Source organism: Cyanobacterium stanieri LEGE 03274 (assembly GCF_015207825.1).
Classification (GTDB): Bacteria; Cyanobacteriota; Cyanobacteriia; order Cyanobacteriales; family Cyanobacteriaceae; genus Cyanobacterium; species Cyanobacterium stanieri_B.
This window is the reverse complement of record NZ_JADEWC010000043.1, coordinates 1-15,620: the sequence shown is the minus strand read 5'-3', so window position 1 is coordinate 15,620 and position 15,620 is coordinate 1. Positions and strand designations below refer to the sequence as shown.

Sequence of the window (15,620 nt, the reverse complement as noted above, 5' to 3'; positions counted from 1 at the left end):
GTTTTTATCATTGGGTATAATGCCAAAGTAGTAAAGAAAGATGCCAATAAAGAATATTAGCAATAGAATAAGAACGAATACCAAAAAATTGGCTAATAATGGACTTGTCCAAGAAATCTCACTATATAATCGAGATAATGCACTGACTAACCAAAGCATTAAACCGAAAATAATACTTAAGCCGATGACAATGGTTAGAAGACGAGACAGGCGCATGGCTTTGTTAAAGTTTGTTTTTGTTTATATTTAGATTAACGTTTTTGTTTTATCAATAGTATCTTATTAAAATGGGTGATAGGTTAATTTATCGGATATTAAATTGGTTGGGATAAGGTATTTTTATTTGTTTATAATATTTGATTTTCATCACTATTTTTTAGTATATGTTTAGAAATATTTTCACTGGTTTTGGATTTATTAATGGGCTTTTATATCCTATTAATGCTTTACAATTAATTATTAAACATAAAAGTTTGTGGCAATATTTAGTAATTCCTATCATTATTAATATTGTTATTGGGGTAGGAGTTTATTTACTTTTATTGCAACCTAGTTTATTATTCTTTGATATTTTAGAAGGGGATTTAAGGGCGATCGCCACTGATTACCTCAATCAATTACCTGATACTTTTGCATTTTTATTACCCATAACATCAATATTAACAGGGATAATTAGAATAGTATTAACCACAGTTTTATTTATCATAATTGGTTTTATTATCGTTCAATTTGGCAGTATTTTAGGTTCTCCTTGGTATGGTAAATTATCAGAAGAAATCGAAATCATAAAACTAGGAAATCTTGAATTAGTCGAAATGAATATTTTTCAAGATATACTAAGAGCCTTACTATTTGAACTAAAAAAACTACTGCTTATTGCCTTAGTAGCAATTCCCCTATTTTTCCTTAACTTTATCCCTGCCTTTGGTAATCTCATCTCAGGAATCGGAGGATTAACACTCACCATCTTAATAATTTGCTTAGATTTTTTTGATGCCCCCCTCGAAAGAAGAAGACTGAAATTCAGACACAAAATACAATTCGTTTTTGCCAGATTTCCTAACAGCGCAGGATTTGGACTAATTTCCTTAGGTTTAATTAGTATCCCCCTACTAAATTTAATTGTAGTTCCCCTCTGTGTCTCAGGAGGTACATTATTATTCTGTGATTATCGTCTCCGACAAAGGCAAAGGGGCTAACTAATTAATGGATAATTTATTTTTTGCTTGTCTGAAAAAAATTATTCTGTCAAACCATGGGTAAGGGCAAAACGTACCAATTCAGTACGGCTGTTAGTACCTGTTTTACTAAATAAACGACTAACATATTTTTCCACATTTCTCACGCTGGTTTGTAGGGTTTTAGCGATTTCCTTATTCATTAATCCCTGTGCCACTAAGTCTAACACGCTTTGTTCTCGGGGGGTCAAATCAATTTTAATAGCAGATTCAGTGACATTAAATTTATTAGGATTATCTAGTTTGTCTTTAATATCCTTAACATCCTTAACTAATTCCTCTAGTTGGCTAGTTTGGGGGCTATTTTCCTGCCTAACCTTACTCTTTTCTAATAAATTTTTAACGATCGCCTCTAACTCATCAGGATCAAAGGGTTTAGGTAAATAAGCATCACATCCTGCAGTATAACCTTCGATGCGATCGGTTGTCATCCCCTTTGCCGTTAAGAAAACCACTGGGATATTTTGGAAACGAATATCTTCCTTTAACTGGGCCAAAAATTCTAAACCATTAACCTCAGGCATCATAATATCAGAAATAATAATATCAGGAACATGATCTTGTAACATTCCCCATGCCTCCTGAGCATTACTAGCAACATCAACTTGCCAATGTTCATTATCCCCTAAATATGCTTGTAAAGATTCCCTGATACCAGGTTCATCATCCACTAACAAAATATGCTCTGTCATAAAATTATCAATATAAAAATATTATTTCAAAATGTCTTTTGATGGCTTAAATTAATGTACCCATAAGGATTTTTTTAACCACCAAAAAGATAAAGTCCTTCTTTAAAGAAAATTATTGTAGGTTATCCTACAACAAATCTTAGCAAAAAAAAGTAAATTATTTAGTTTTTTTAACTATCTAAATAAATCCAAATTATCTCAAAATAAGGTAAAATAACTATGACTCTACAAGGTGACTAAAATAAAAAATATATAGTAGTCCTAATTTCCATGGCGGAAATTTGCTTCCTAACGCCCCTTAAGAAAAACGGAAAATTAGTTAAAATTTGTCCATCATTGATTGATAAGGCTATTATTAATCACCCCAAGAGAATGTCCATATTCGTTATCCATTAAAACAAAATCGATGCAATTCATAGATCAAGTAGAAATAGAAGTAATAGCAGGAAAAGGCGGAGATGGTTTAGTAGCCTTCCGTCGAGAAAAATATGTCCCTGCGGGGGGGCCTTCTGGGGGTAATGGAGGAAAAGGAGGCTCAGTGATTTTAAAAGCAGTGACGAATTTACAAACCCTCTTAGATTTTCGTTATGCCCGTCAGTTTAAGGCCGAAGATGGAAAGAGAGGGGGGCCAAATAACCGTACGGGGGCAGGGGGAAAAGATCGCATTTTAGAAGTACCCTGTGGCACGATGGTTTATGACATGGAAACGGGGCAATTAATTTATGATTTGGTGAAAGAGAATCAAACTTTTGTGGTGGCAAAGGGGGGAAAAGGGGGTTTAGGAAATCAACATTTTTTGAGTAATAGTAATCGAGCGCCTGAGTATGCTTTACCTGGTTTAGAGGGGGAAGTTAAACAAGTTCGTTTAGAGTTAAAGTTATTGGCGGAAGTAGGTATTATTGGCTTACCCAATGCGGGGAAATCAACTTTTATTTCGGCGGTGTCTTCTGCTAAACCGAAGGTTGCTGATTATCCTTTTACTACCCTTGTGCCTAATTTGGGGGTGGTGAAAAAGCCAACGGGGGATGGCACGGTATTTGCGGATATTCCTGGGTTAATTGAGGGGGCTTCGGCGGGGGTTGGTTTAGGTCATGATTTTTTACGACACATCGAGCGCACCAGGTTACTATTACATTTAGTGGATGTTAATGCTCAAGATCCTTTGGAGGATTATAAAATTATCCAAGAGGAATTGAAAGCCTATGGTCGTGGGTTGCCTGAGCGGGTACAAATTTTGGCTCTTAATAAGATTGATTCCATTGATGAGGAAACCCAGCAGTATTTGATAGAGCAGTTTCGGGCTGTTACCGATGATCAAATTTTCTTAATTTCCGCTGTGACAGGGGCAGGGTGCGATCGCCTCTTACAAACCATTTGGCAGGAATTGGATCAATTGATAATTGACAATGGACAATTGACAATGGACAATTAGGGCAAAAGTTAGGAGATAATAATTGTATCTTCCCCATTCCCCTTTTTGATCAATGCTAATTAACGATAATCAAGAACAAATTGCGATCGCCACCTACGGATTAACTAAAATCTATGAAAGAAACATCGCCGTTAACGAAGTAGATTTACAAATTAAACAAGGGGAAGTATATGGATTAATAGGCCCTAACGGAGCAGGAAAAACTACCCTGATTAGGATGTTAGCCACCGCAGAAGAACCCACCAAAGGAGAAATCTATCTAAATGGCGATCGCCTCCTACAAGATGACACCAACCCCCACCTAAAACAATACTTAGGTTATCTTCCCGACGATTTTCCCCTCTACGATGACCTTAATGTTATCGACTATCTCGATTATTTCGCCAGACTATATAAACTATCCAAACCCCTGCGTAAACAAAGACTACAAGAAGTATTAGAAACCGTTAACCTCGAAAACAAAAGAAATAGCCCCATTGCCACCCTCTCTCGGGGCATGAAACAACGCCTCAGCCTTGCCCGTACCATCATCCACCAACCCATTATACTCCTGCTCGATGAACCCGTCTCAGGATTAGATCCCATCGCTAGACTAGAATTTCGTCAAGCCATTAAACTACTACAACAAGCAGGGATGACCATTTTAATATCATCCCACGTTCTAAGCGACCTTGCCGAACTATGCACCTCCATCGGCATCATGGAATTAGGTTGCCTAGTGGAAAACTCATCCCTAGATAACCTCTACCAAAAATTTAGTAAACAACAAATCTTGATTTCTACCCTCGGAGAATACGACAAACTAGAACAACAACTCAAAAACTGCCCATTAATTGAACATTGGGAAAAACTTTCCCAAAAAAATCATTATCTTGCCCATTTTACAGGTAACTTAGAAGATGCCTCCGAGCTTCTAAAACAATTAATAAAAGCAGATATTCCCCTCCATAATTTCCATTGTGAAAAAGAAAACCTAGAAACTATTTTTCTTAACCTAGGACACCAACAAACTTCTTAATAAACTGAGAAAAATAAAACAACTATTGATCTTTTGCTAATCTTGCCATCAACCTTAAAAAACTACCATAAATCAACGTTTAGCACCATAATCAAACCCAAGTATGCCCCCTACCACAAACATATTACTATTAAAATAACGAAATATTTTGTCATATAAGCATATACTTAATCAGTAAAATAAAAATAAACAGAAAGCCTTAGTCCACCATTGTTAAGCATAATAATTAATAGTTAAGGATTGTAAAAAATCATATATTTTTATAGCGAAAAATAAGTTAATATACTACTCTAGTCTTACCTAATATAAAACTTTAAAACTCAATCTTATGCGCTCAATGCACAGAACTTCTACAACCCAAATGGAGGTAACCAGTATTCGTCTGGAAAAGACCCTCAAAGATAGTTTAAAATCTCTTTCAGGTAGTCAAGGTTATCAAACATTAATTCGTGATATTTTGTGGAATTATGTACAACAAAAATCAGGAGAATATCGACCAAACTTTACTAAAACTGATATTAGGGCAACCTTAGAAGCCATTGCCAGAAAAGATGAAAGCTGTGTATTGAGTGGCAAACTCATTTCCCAAGGAGAACCTTTGTTTTTAGCACTCACCATTTATGGTGATTTTGTCCCCGTATCCGTAGATGCTTGGGACAATAGTTAATGTCTTATTTAAGTCCTGCTGATTTTAGATATGATTTCTCATTTTAGTAGGAAATAGGGGATCTCCACTTTCCTAGATAACCATGATAAACCTTCGCTCATCAACCACGGGGAACGAGCAATAAGCAATCGAGAACCACAATTTTTGCCTATTTTTTTTTGGAACGGTTGTAGTACACTAACACCCTTGATATTTCCAGTTTCTGATTGATGGAAACTCATCTTAGTTAACCATTATACTGTGATTCAATCAATGGGAAAAAATGCCCAATAGGACCACATCCTGAGCCGATTTCTAGGGAATATTCCAGGGCAGTGGTGACATATTCCTTAGCCGAGGCGATCGCCCTTGGGAGTGATTTTCCGAGGGCTAAATGGGCAGTAATACCCGCTCCCAAACTGCACCCCGTACCATGATTGTTAACCGTATCAATGGCTTTAATGCCAACAATGGTATAACCTTGACCATCAAAAAAAACATCAATACCCTTATTTTTACCCTCCGCAGCACCCCCTTTAATAAGAACAGTTTTTGCACCTAAATCATAGATTTTTGCCGCCGCCTGTTTCATATCCTCCAGACAATGAATAGACATACAGCTTAATAACTGTGCCTCATAAATATTAGGGGTTAAAACCAAGGCTTGGGGGAAAAGCTCCCGTTTCATCACCTCTACCGCCGAATCATCAATTAACTGCGCCCCCGTGCGCGAAACCATCACAGGATCGATGACAATATTATCACCACCCCATGACTTAATACAGTCTGCCACCGTAGAGATAATTTCTTGATTAAATAACATACCTGTTTTCAAGGCATCCACCTTTATATCATTAATTACCGCCTCAAATTGAGCTTTTACCATATTAGGAGATACCGCCATTACCTCCGTTACTTCCTTGGTATTTTGTGCCGTCAGACAGGTAACTACACTAGCACCATGGACATAATTAAAAGCAAAGGTTTTTAAATCCGCCTGAATTCCTGCACCTCCACCACTATCAGAACCCGCAATGGTTAAAGCTACCGCCGTTTTCATAATCTTTTTACTTACCTGTATCGATTATTAATTGTCCATTGTCCATTGTCCATTGTCAATTCCCTCCCCATTGCCCAGAATAAGACTTGACATAAAAAAATTAAACTGCGATAATAATAGTTTGTGTGAAGTTTAGCACTAATAAACTCTTGGCTAACGTTATTATAATAGGCGCCCAATGGGGCGATGAAGGAAAAGGAAAAATCACGGATTTACTCAGTAAATCGGCGGATGTCGTGGTGCGTTCCCAAGGGGGCGTAAATGCAGGGCATACCGTGGTCGTAGATGATCAAACCTTCAAATTACATTTAATCCCTTCAGGGATATTATACCCTGATACAGAATGTATTATAGGTTCTGGTACTGTAATAGATCCGCAGGAATTGTTAGAGGAAATAGATCAATTAGTTGATCTCAATGTGTCCACCGATAATTTATTTATCTCTCAGACTGCCCATGTGACGATGCCCTATCATCGCATCTTGGATCAGGCCGCAGAGGATAGACGAGGTAAATTTAAAATTGGTACCACAGGCAGAGGCATCGGGCCTACCTATTCTGATAAGGCGGAAAGAATCGGCATTAGAATGCTGGATTTAATTAATGGCGATCGCCACCCCGACAAGTTAGAATGGACCATCAACTATAAGAACGCAGTCCTCGAAAAACTTTACGGGTTACCCCCCCTAGACGCTAAAAAAGTCGTGGAGGAGTACTTAGGTTATGCCGAAAGACTACGTCCCTTTGTCATTGACAGTTCCTTAAAAATCAATCAAGCTGTACGCAGTAAGAAAAATATCTTATTTGAAGGCGCACAGGGTACATTACTAGATCTTGATCATGGTACATATCCCTATGTGACATCCTCAAACCCCATTGCAGGGGGAGCTTGTGTTGGTGCCGGGGTAGGACCTACCATTATTGATCGCATCATTGGTGTAGCTAAGGCTTATACTACCCGTGTAGGAGAAGGGCCTTTTCCGACGGAATTAGAAGATGAAATCGGTATTTTACTGGGCGATCGAGGTTCTGAATTTGGTACTACCACAGGGCGCCGTCGTCGTTGCGGTTGGTTTGATGCTGTTATTGGCAGATATGCCGCTAGGATCAATGGTTTAGACTGTTTGGCAGTAACCAAGTTAGACATCTTAGACGAGTTATCCGAAATTAAGGTATGTGTAGCCTATGAGGTAGATGGGGAAACCATTACCGAATTACCTACCCATGCTAATCAATTTGCCCGTTGCAAACCCGTTTATGAAACTCTACCAGGTTGGCAAACATCTACGACTGAATGTCGTACCCTAGAGGAATTACCGAAAAACGCTTTAAATTATCTCAAATTTTTAGCAGATTTGATGGAATTACCCATTGCGATCGTATCCCTTGGCGCAGGTAGAGATCAAACTATTATTGTAGAAGATCCTATCCATGGACCAAAAAGAGCTTTGCTTGATGCTAGTGTCAATCCTCTCCAGGGGTCCTAAATAAAAATATATTTTGGTTATTATTAAAATTGTTCCAAAATTAATCCTATTACAAGGGTCAATTATCAAAATATAAAACTTATAATTAAATCGGTAAAAAAATGCAAGTCACATTAGAATGTAAAACCAGACCAGAAGGCGCTAAACCTAGAACTTTGCGTCGTGAAGGTATGCTTCCCGCTAATTTATATGGTCATAACGGAGCTGAAGCTATTTCATTAGTTTTAGGTCATAAAGAAGCCCTTACCCTTCTTAAAAACGCTTCTATCAACAATACTTTGGTTGATATGACTATCCCTGAACTTTCTTGGAATGGTAAAGTATTAATTAGAGAAGTTCAATCCCATCCTTGGAAAAGAACTTTACACCATATTAGTTTCTTCTGTCCTTCTGGGGAAAATCAGGTGGAAGTTGTTGTTCCTGTAAAGATCGTGGGTAGTGCGATCGGTATTAAGAAGGGTGGTATCATGGAACAGATGGTAACTGAGGTTAAGGTTCGTTGTTTCCCTGATAATATTCCTCAATTTTTGGAAATGGATATTAGTAAAGTGGACATTGGTAAGACTTTCCAAGTGAGTGATTTAGTCTTACCTGAGGGAATTAATGTTTTAGATGATCCTAATAAAAATATTATTGGTATTGTTGCTCCTCGTAAGAAAGGTTAATTTTCTTTGATTTTTACTAGATAAAGCCTCTCGGATTAAGTTCGGGGGGTTTTTTGTTTTAGCACTCAAAATGGTAGGTTGTTAATATTTGTTGTAGTTAAGACATAATAATGAGAAATATTTTACTTTGTACGGATGGTTCTAGTTATGGTGAAAATTCGTATAAATATACGGCATGGATTGCTAAGAGATTAGGCATAAAACAGGTTGATGTTTTATCGGTAACTGATAATCGAGCTAGAAATCAATCATCTCAGGGAAATTGGAGCGGTAGTCTTAGTTTAGGTGCATCGGATGAGCTGTTAGAAAAGTTAGTAGAATTGGATCATCAAAGGGCAAAGTTAAATCATGTCAGGGCGAAAGTGATTTTAGATCATGCTAAGGAGATGTTAACAAGGGAGGGTATTGAGGATGTTAATTCGATTCATCGGACGGGTTTTGTCGCCGATACGGTCAAAGATTTAGAGCCTGAAACTGATTTAATTGTTTTGGGTAAGAGGGGGGAAAATGCGGAGTATAATTCCATTCATTTGGGGGCTAATTTGGAGCGAATTGTTAGGGTTAGTAGTAAGCCTTGTTTTGTGACTCCTCGGGATTTTTATCCTATTGATAGGGTGTTGATTGCTTATGATGATAGTGCTACGAGCAGTCGGATTTTAAATTTTCTTCGGGAAAATCCTTTTATTCAAGATTTAGAGGTTCATATGGTGATGGTTAATAAATCTGATTCTGATGGGGGGGCTAAATTGGATCGGGCTGTTACTTTGCTTAATGATGCTAATTTTACGGTGCAGTTTTCTTTGTTGAAAGGGGAGGAGGAAAGTGCGATCGCCTCTTATATTGAGCAACATAAGATTAATTTATTAATTATGGGGGCTTATGGTCATAGTCGTATTAGAAATTTAATTATTGGTAGCACCACTATTCAACTATTAAGAAGTACGAGAATTCCTGCTTTATTATTCCGTTAGAGATTACCCTATTACTCTATTATTGTTAGGGTGCGTTACAATTGTTTATCGTATTTTTTATTTGGTGAGGAGTAATGTTTAAGCTGACATTACCTGAGGGTAAAATGGTTAAGTTAGCCTTGAAGAAATGGCGGGTTTTTGCTGTGAGTCTATTTTTGGTCACACTTTCCCTTGTGGTTTTCCTTCATTATTCGACAGTGCCAGTGCGATCGCAAACTGTGGCTACTGCTTCGGCAAATTTGTGGAGTCGTGCATCTTTTCCTGTGGAAAATTTTCAACAATATACATCGCCCTTTGGCTACCGTGTTCACCCAATCACGGGAAGAAGACAGTTTCATGGCGGTTTGGATATTGCCGCTCCCCTCGGTAGTTATGTTCGTAATTGGTGGGCTGGAGAAGTGGTTGGGTTATCGGATAATACGGGTTGTGGTACAATGATGACCATTCGTTCTGGGGCTTGGAATCATACTTATTGTCATATGATGGGGGCGATCGAAAATACGAATCAAGGTAGGGCTTTGGTGGATAGACAGGGAAGAATTATGATTGCTCAAGGGCAAACTATTCCCACAGGCGCTCGTATTGGTAGGGTAGGTATGACGGGAAGAACTACAGGGCCTCATCTTCACTGGGAATTTAGGCTTAATGGGGAAAGAATTGATCCGGCTCAGGTTTTACGGCGGATGTATGCCCAAAGGAGCTAGGGGAGTGGTATTTTAATCATTTTATGTTCTGTGCAGATATAATTAAGGGGTTGATCCCATTTTTCGGTGGGTAATTTTTCTACATGGGCAAAGTCGAAAATGATGCCAATGGTGGTAATATTTTGCCATGGTTTTTGACATAAAAGGCGATCATAAAATCCTCCTCCATAACCGAGGCGATAACCTTTTTTGTCACAGGCAACGGCGGGTACTAAAATTAGCTGTACTTCTTCTGGGATAATTTTGAGAGTATTTTGATCGGGTTCAAAAATACCATAAGCCCCTTTTTTGAGTTTTGTTCCCCAATGCCATTGATGCCAAATCAAGTTTTTTCCTTGACATCGGGGTATTCCCCAGGTGATGGGGTGATGACGGTGCAATAGGCTTAAGTCTGGCTCTTGTTTATGGCTGATGTAACTGAGGATTACTTTTGATTTTTGAATCAGGGGATGTTGAAGTAGATTGAGACTGATTAGATCACTTTTTTTTTGCCATTCTACAGGATTAAGGTGCGATCGCCCTTGAATATATTTTTTTCGTAATTGTTTTTTTTCTGTTACTGTATCTGTCATATTTAACTTAGGTTCGGTATAAACTGTTAGCCTTATAATTCATTTCAAGGGGAGTGATTGCCTGAGGTGGTTTAAGGTGCGCTGGAATAATAAATTATATAGAATGAAGCGCTATCGAATGCCATAATATTTATTTGATAAGGCTTTGAAAAAAAAGTACAGTGTCTTAAACACCATTAAAGTAACTATATATTCAAATTCAGCATTTTAAAAAATGAAATTAATTTCAGTCTATGGCATTCCTAACTGTGGCACTTGTAAAAAAGCCATGCAATGGTTAGAAGATAACGATATTAAATACGAATTTATCAACACCAAAGAAAATAAACCCACCAAAGCAATGATTACAGACTGGGTAAAATCCTTGGGTAGTAAATCCATGCGTAATACCTCGGGAATGTCTTACCGTGCCTTGGGGGAGGAGAAAAAAACATGGAGCGATGAACAGTGGATCGAGGCTTTTTCTGAAGATGCTATGCTATTAAAAAGACCTTTATTTGTTAAGGACGGGGAAGCAGTTTTAGTGGGATTTCGTGCCAACGATGCCGTTAAACGAGAAAAATTGTCATGGACATCAACCTAGAAGAATGTTATCAGATTTTAGAAGTAGATGAGTTGGCGGAGCTAGCACAGATAGAAAAGGCTTATTTCCGCCTAGTGGGGGAGTGTTTAAAACGGGGGGAAAAGGAAAGGATAGAAACTATTAAAACCGCCTATCAAACACTATTAAATCACCGTAAAACTCAACAGCAGGAAGAATCTACCCAAGGACAAAAGGCCTACGAGCAAGAAATTACCAACGGTATTGCTAGGGCGTTGCGGGGAATGGCTTTGATGATTCGAGTAGATGCTACGGTGGAATATGTAGAAATAAAAATTAGGGGTAGTAAGCCCCGTCAAAAGTCAACTATTCTCCATCTGATTTATGAGTATCTCCGAGGGGCAGATAATTTACAACATACCCTCGTTAGGGTAACGGCTTTAAAAACCGTAAAAACCCATTTTTGGCAGGAAGATATAAACCTCGCCCCTGATAGGCATAACCAAGTTTATGCTAATGACTATATTCTTTTGCAGGAAGGAGAAAAAACTTTAAATACTTATGTGTTACCCATAGCAGGTGCGATCGCACTGGCTTTTAGTTATGCTGAAGTGCTAACATGGTTTATCGGAATGTGGGTACATGAATTTGGTCATGCTACAGTAGCTTGGTTGTCAGGATACAGGGCGCTAGTTACCTTCGGGGCTACCATTACCACCCTCGAAAAATCAAACTTTGTTTACTTCGGTATCCTTTTTTTACTGGGATTAACCCTTTACACAGGGTGGAAAGAAAAGAAAAAATCCACCATGATTATCGCCATTATCTTAATAATTTTACAATTTATCCTTACTTGGATAGTCAGCTACACCAATTATGTAACCCTCATGGCATTTAGTGGCATTGGGGGAGAATTTTATCTTAGCACCCTCTTAATTATCGCTTTTTATTGGCGTTTACCTGAAAAATTTTATTGGGATTTTTGGCGTTTTGGTGCGGTTGCTGTGGGGGCTATCACCTTTTTTAGTAGTTTTACCAAATGGCACAATATCAAAGTAGGTAAAGATAATATTCCTTGGGGTACACTCTGGGGAGGTAGGGGCGATTCAGGGGGAGACTTAAATATTTTAAACGATTATGCAGGATGGACTACTACTCAAATTGTTGGAACTTATATTAGTTTAAGCAATATTTGTCTTGCGGTTATTATCGGTTTTTATTTATATCATTTATTTAAAAGTCGCCCTGAATTATGGGTTAAAATACGGCGGCTATTTCCATGAAAATATCAATGCCTATTCCCCAAATTAAGAATATTATTCCCTATTCTCTGTTTCCACAGTCAATCAATAATTTTAAATTGAAATTAAGTTACTTTATTTTTATATTGATTTAACATTTTGTTACCAATCTGGTACTATTGTAGTTGTAGTGGTGATTTTAAATTAGCAAAAAATAGTCAAAACCTCAGAAAACACTTCCTCAAATTCAAAACTTCCTTAAAATTCTTCAATTTAAAGTTGGTATCAAAATAAGAAATGGTTGTAAAGGCATACACCGCCGATCATAAAATGAAAGTTGATAAGAAGCAGTTAGTGGCTAGGTTTAGCCTACTAACTTTTTTGTTGTCTGGGTGGGTTTTTTTCTGTGGTGATAATTATATAGTTAGAAAATTTTAGTAAATACTCAATATTTGGAGGAAATAAAAATGTCTGTACGTCTTTACGTTAAATTACCCAAAGCAGAATTAGAAAAAGAAACTTTAGAAAAAATGTTTAGTGAGTTTGAACCTCCCTTCACTACTAAACTAATCAAAGAGCGTAAAAAAAATGAGTGCCGTGGATTTGGTTTTGTAACCGTGCCAACGGATGAAGCGGCGGAGGAGTTTATCAGTAAATATAATGATCAAACTTTGATTTATAATGGTGAGCCTTTCAAAGATGAGGAAGGTAATGATTTTACTTTATTCATTGAAAAGGCTTTACCCCGCAACAAAAATGAGAAGGAAGGGGCTGATGCTAATGCCGAAGATGGTAATACCACTGAAGGAAGTAAAACCACTGAGAAACCCAGTAAACGTCAAAAAGGGAAAAAAGGTCGTAAAAGTTCTTCTAAATCTGGTTCTAAGTCTTTTTCTGTGGCGGATTCAGCACAACCAGATCCCCGTTGGGCTGATGAGTTGAGCAAGTTAAAGGAAATGTTTGCTTCTCAAACCACTAATTAAAGGAAAGTTAGTATATTGTATTTCCTCCAAATTCGTTTTGGGGGATTTTTTTTTTGCAAAAAAAAGAGAATCGGCGACTTACCTTGTTTCGTCTCGATTCTCTTTCTTATTTTCTCCCCACACGATTATCAGTGTAATCGATGGTTTCTGGCTTTGTCAATATACAGATGTACTATTAACTAACTTCTTTCTTCAATGACTTTATCGATTAAGCCATATTCTTTGGCTTCTTGGGCAGACATAAAGTAATCTCTATCGGTATCTTTTTCTATTTTTTCGATAGGTTGTTCTGTATGAAATGCCATAATGCGGTTAAGGTCGTTTTTGATACGTAAAATTTCCTTAGCTTCGATTTCGATGTCGGTGGCTTGACGGCGGCCTTGGATACCTCCTAAGGGTTGGTGAATCATGATACGGGAGTGGGGCAAAGCTAGTCTTTTGCCTTTAGTACCGGCGGCCAATAGAAATGCTCCCATGGAAGCTGCTAAACCGACACAGATGGTGACAACTTCTGATTTGATATGTTGCATGGTATCATAAATCGCCATACCTGCGGTTACCGAACCCCCGGGGGAGTTGATGTAGAGGTAAATGGGTTTGTTGTTGTCTTCGGAGTCGAGGTACAACATAACGGCGATAATTTGGTTTGCTAAACTGTCGTTTACCCCTCTACCAAGGAAAATAATACGTTCACGATAAAGGCGATCGTATATATTTACCCAGTCGCTGTAGGGTTGTCCGGGCATTTGGTAGGGAACTCTAGGTACTCCAATGGGCATATTTTTTCCTCTTATTCTTATGGTTATTTTAGTTTATTTTTAGTGTTTGTGGGACTTAAGGGCATGATTGATACCTGTGCGATCGCCCCTTAATTAAATGCTAGTGAGGGCAGGGGATGGTAACTCTTTACTACTTTCTAAGATGCGATCGATTAAACCATACTCTTTTGCCTGTTGAGGGTTCATATAGAACATACGATCAGTATCTTTTTCTATTTTCTCCACTGGTTGCCCCGTTTTTTCAGCCAAAATATTCATCATTACCCTTTTATTAGTAATAACCTCTCTAGCTCTAATTTGAATATCCGTGGCTTGTCCTTGAGCCCCTTGACGGGATTGATGTAGGATAATAGTCGCATTAGGTAAACTAGCCCGACATCCTTTTGTTCCCGAAGCCAAAATCATCGCCGCCGTCCCCATGGCTTGACCTAAACAAATGGTATGAACAGGGGGTTTAATATAATTGATGGTGTCACAAATAGCAAAAGCCTCCGTTTCAAAACCAATGGAATCGCCACCATACCATGATGTTCCCGTAGAATTAATATACAGATAAATAGGCTTTTCAGGATCATCAAATTGTAAAAATAACAATTGAGCAATAATTAATTCAGTAACATCAATACCAATTTGATCCTTATACTCATCAGGAGACACAAGGGGCAACCCCAGATAAACAATTCTTTCCTTCAATAATAGAGAAGGTAAATCAGGGGGAGGAGTACGATAAGAAGCATCTCCTCGATAGGGTGCTTGTACTGCTTGAATAGGTGAATTCATATTCTTTTTTCTCACTTTGAGCTTAAACTATCTCCTTTTGATTGTGACATAATCTCGGTACTCTGTGCATTTACGGCATTTGCTACTTTTATGTTAACTTATATTAAGTTTTATAATTAGTTTTTTAAATCAATTGAGGAAAACAAATGGAATCAATTAAAGTATGGTCACAGTTTGCCCATCCCGTTTTAATGTGGGTATTATTCGGTACAGCAATTTATGCGCTTTACTTAGGAATTAAGGTAAAGCGTCTTCGTCAGGCAGATAAAGAAGAAAGAAAAGAATTAATAAAAGGAAATTTTATAAACCGTCATCACAATGTTGGTTCATTATTTATGGCTTTGATTGTTTTGGGTACTGTGGGCGGTATGGCGGTTACCTATATTAACAGCGGAAAATTATTTGTTGGGCCTCATCTCCTCGCAGGTTTAGGTATGATGGCGATGGTGACTACTTCTGCTTCCTTAGTACCCTATATGCAAAAAGGAAATAGCATTGCCCGTGCATCCCATGTAGGCTTAAATATGCTGATGTTAGTCATTTTTGGTTGGCAAGCCTTTACTGGGGTACAAATTGTTCAAAAGATTATTGAAAGAATGTAGTTTCTGTTAACATTTCCCTCGGCATAGTGGTTAATTTGTCGGGGGATTTTGGCTCTGTGTTGGTTCAACGAGGGTTTAGGTGTTGACACTCACACCATCAAATCAAAGATTGTGATGGGTGATTCTTACATCATTGACACTTAACTAGATTAAGCAAGTTACCTTGACTAATCCCCGTCAGTACGTCTCCGTAAGCATTTTTATTCACG

18 protein-coding genes and 1 pseudogene are annotated in these 15,620 nt (G+C 37.9%); 13 read left to right on the top strand and 6 right to left on the bottom strand.

Features of this window, described 5'->3' with window-relative positions; translation table 11 throughout:
- Positions 1 to 216: pseudogene (locus tag IQ215_RS14335) on the bottom strand (GTP-binding protein); the annotation flags it as partial.
- A 167-nt stretch (positions 217 to 383) separates the two neighbouring features.
- Here IQ215_RS14335 and IQ215_RS13580 point away from each other — a divergent pair.
- On the top strand, positions 384 to 1,199 hold the full coding sequence (locus IQ215_RS13580; RefSeq protein ID WP_193801948.1) for an EI24 domain-containing protein: 816 nt from the start codon (positions 384 to 386) through the stop codon (positions 1,197 to 1,199).
- Between the two features lie 41 nt (positions 1,200 to 1,240).
- Here the strand turns inward: IQ215_RS13580 and IQ215_RS13575 are convergent, their stop codons facing one another.
- Entirely contained in the window at positions 1,241 to 1,930 is a 690-nt protein-coding gene (locus IQ215_RS13575) for a response regulator transcription factor (protein ID WP_193801947.1), read from the bottom strand.
- A 406-nt stretch (positions 1,931 to 2,336) separates the two neighbouring features.
- Here IQ215_RS13575 and obgE point away from each other — a divergent pair, with 406 nt between their 5' ends.
- From obgE to IQ215_RS13560, 3 genes are all read left to right on the top strand, one after another.
- Complete coding sequence (gene obgE, locus IQ215_RS13570; protein ID WP_193801946.1) at positions 2,337 to 3,362, top strand: GTPase ObgE; 1,026 nt, start codon at positions 2,337 to 2,339, stop codon at positions 3,360 to 3,362.
- A gap of 52 nt (positions 3,363 to 3,414) precedes the next feature.
- Positions 3,415 to 4,380: an ABC transporter ATP-binding protein gene (locus tag IQ215_RS13565; protein WP_193801945.1), complete on the top strand. Its 966-nt coding sequence runs from the start codon at positions 3,415 to 3,417 to the stop codon at positions 4,378 to 4,380.
- Between the two features lie 328 nt (positions 4,381 to 4,708).
- A complete protein-coding gene (locus IQ215_RS13560; protein WP_193801944.1) occupies positions 4,709 to 5,047 on the top strand; it encodes a hypothetical protein in 339 nt (112 codons plus the stop codon).
- 226 nt (positions 5,048 to 5,273) lie between these two features.
- Here the strand turns inward: IQ215_RS13560 and thiD are convergent, their stop codons facing one another.
- Complete coding sequence (thiD, locus tag IQ215_RS13555; RefSeq protein WP_193801943.1) at positions 5,274 to 6,086, bottom strand: bifunctional hydroxymethylpyrimidine kinase/phosphomethylpyrimidine kinase; 813 nt, start codon at positions 6,084 to 6,086, stop codon at positions 5,274 to 5,276.
- A gap of 149 nt (positions 6,087 to 6,235) precedes the next feature.
- On the opposite strand from thiD, the gene IQ215_RS13550 reads away from it, so the two are divergent.
- From IQ215_RS13550 to IQ215_RS13535, 4 genes are all read left to right on the top strand, one after another.
- Positions 6,236 to 7,573, top strand: a complete 1,338-nt coding sequence (locus IQ215_RS13550) for an adenylosuccinate synthase (protein WP_193801942.1) — start codon at positions 6,236 to 6,238, stop codon at positions 7,571 to 7,573.
- A gap of 101 nt (positions 7,574 to 7,674) precedes the next feature.
- Entirely contained in the window at positions 7,675 to 8,238 is a 564-nt protein-coding gene (locus IQ215_RS13545; protein WP_193801941.1) for a 50S ribosomal protein L25/general stress protein Ctc, read from the top strand.
- 110 nt (positions 8,239 to 8,348) lie between these two features.
- Positions 8,349 to 9,209: a universal stress protein gene (locus IQ215_RS13540; protein ID WP_193801940.1), complete on the top strand. Its 861-nt coding sequence runs from the start codon at positions 8,349 to 8,351 to the stop codon at positions 9,207 to 9,209.
- A 74-nt stretch (positions 9,210 to 9,283) separates the two neighbouring features.
- Positions 9,284 to 9,913 carry a M23 family metallopeptidase gene (locus IQ215_RS13535; RefSeq protein WP_193801939.1) on the top strand — a complete coding sequence of 210 codons (630 nt, stop codon included), beginning with the start codon at positions 9,284 to 9,286 and terminating at the stop codon, positions 9,911 to 9,913.
- Here the strand turns inward: IQ215_RS13535 and IQ215_RS13530 are convergent.
- Complete coding sequence (locus IQ215_RS13530; protein ID WP_193801938.1) at positions 9,910 to 10,485, bottom strand: 5-formyltetrahydrofolate cyclo-ligase; 576 nt, start codon at positions 10,483 to 10,485, stop codon at positions 9,910 to 9,912. The two genes, IQ215_RS13535 and IQ215_RS13530, sit on opposite strands and share 4 nt — an antisense overlap.
- 214 nt (positions 10,486 to 10,699) lie before the next feature.
- Here IQ215_RS13530 and IQ215_RS13525 point away from each other — a divergent pair, with 214 nt between their 5' ends.
- The 4 genes from IQ215_RS13525 (at position 10,700) to IQ215_RS13515 (ending at position 13,250) form a co-directional block, all read left to right on the top strand.
- Positions 10,700 to 11,068 (top strand): Spx/MgsR family RNA polymerase-binding regulatory protein, encoded by a 369-nt coding sequence (locus tag IQ215_RS13525; protein WP_193801937.1) that lies wholly within the window; start codon positions 10,700 to 10,702, stop codon positions 11,066 to 11,068.
- Positions 11,053 to 12,309, top strand: a complete 1,257-nt coding sequence (locus IQ215_RS13520) for a J domain-containing protein (protein ID WP_193801936.1) — start codon at positions 11,053 to 11,055, stop codon at positions 12,307 to 12,309. Before IQ215_RS13525 ends, IQ215_RS13520 begins: the two co-directional genes overlap by 16 nt.
- Before the next feature lie 117 nt (positions 12,310 to 12,426).
- Positions 12,427 to 12,561, top strand: coding sequence for a hypothetical protein (locus IQ215_RS14565; protein ID WP_431355539.1), 135 nt, complete (start codon positions 12,427 to 12,429; stop codon positions 12,559 to 12,561).
- 173 nt (positions 12,562 to 12,734) lie between these two features.
- Entirely contained in the window at positions 12,735 to 13,250 is a 516-nt protein-coding gene (locus tag IQ215_RS13515) for an RNA recognition motif domain-containing protein (RefSeq protein ID WP_193801935.1), read from the top strand.
- 179 nt (positions 13,251 to 13,429) lie between these two features.
- On the opposite strand, the gene IQ215_RS13510 is transcribed toward IQ215_RS13515, so the two are convergent.
- Both IQ215_RS13510 and IQ215_RS13505 read right to left on the bottom strand, forming a co-directional pair.
- On the bottom strand, positions 13,430 to 14,029 hold the full coding sequence (locus tag IQ215_RS13510) for an ATP-dependent Clp protease proteolytic subunit (protein ID WP_206688598.1): 600 nt from the start codon (positions 14,027 to 14,029) through the stop codon (positions 13,430 to 13,432).
- A gap of 93 nt (positions 14,030 to 14,122) precedes the next feature.
- Positions 14,123 to 14,809, bottom strand: a complete 687-nt coding sequence (locus IQ215_RS13505) for an ATP-dependent Clp protease proteolytic subunit (RefSeq protein ID WP_193801934.1) — start codon at positions 14,807 to 14,809, stop codon at positions 14,123 to 14,125.
- 146 nt (positions 14,810 to 14,955) lie between these two features.
- Between IQ215_RS13505 and IQ215_RS13500 the strand changes: the two genes are divergently transcribed.
- On the top strand, positions 14,956 to 15,411 hold the full coding sequence (locus IQ215_RS13500) for a DUF4079 domain-containing protein (protein ID WP_193801933.1): 456 nt from the start codon (positions 14,956 to 14,958) through the stop codon (positions 15,409 to 15,411).
- The last annotated feature ends 209 nt before the right edge of the window (positions 15,412 to 15,620 follow it).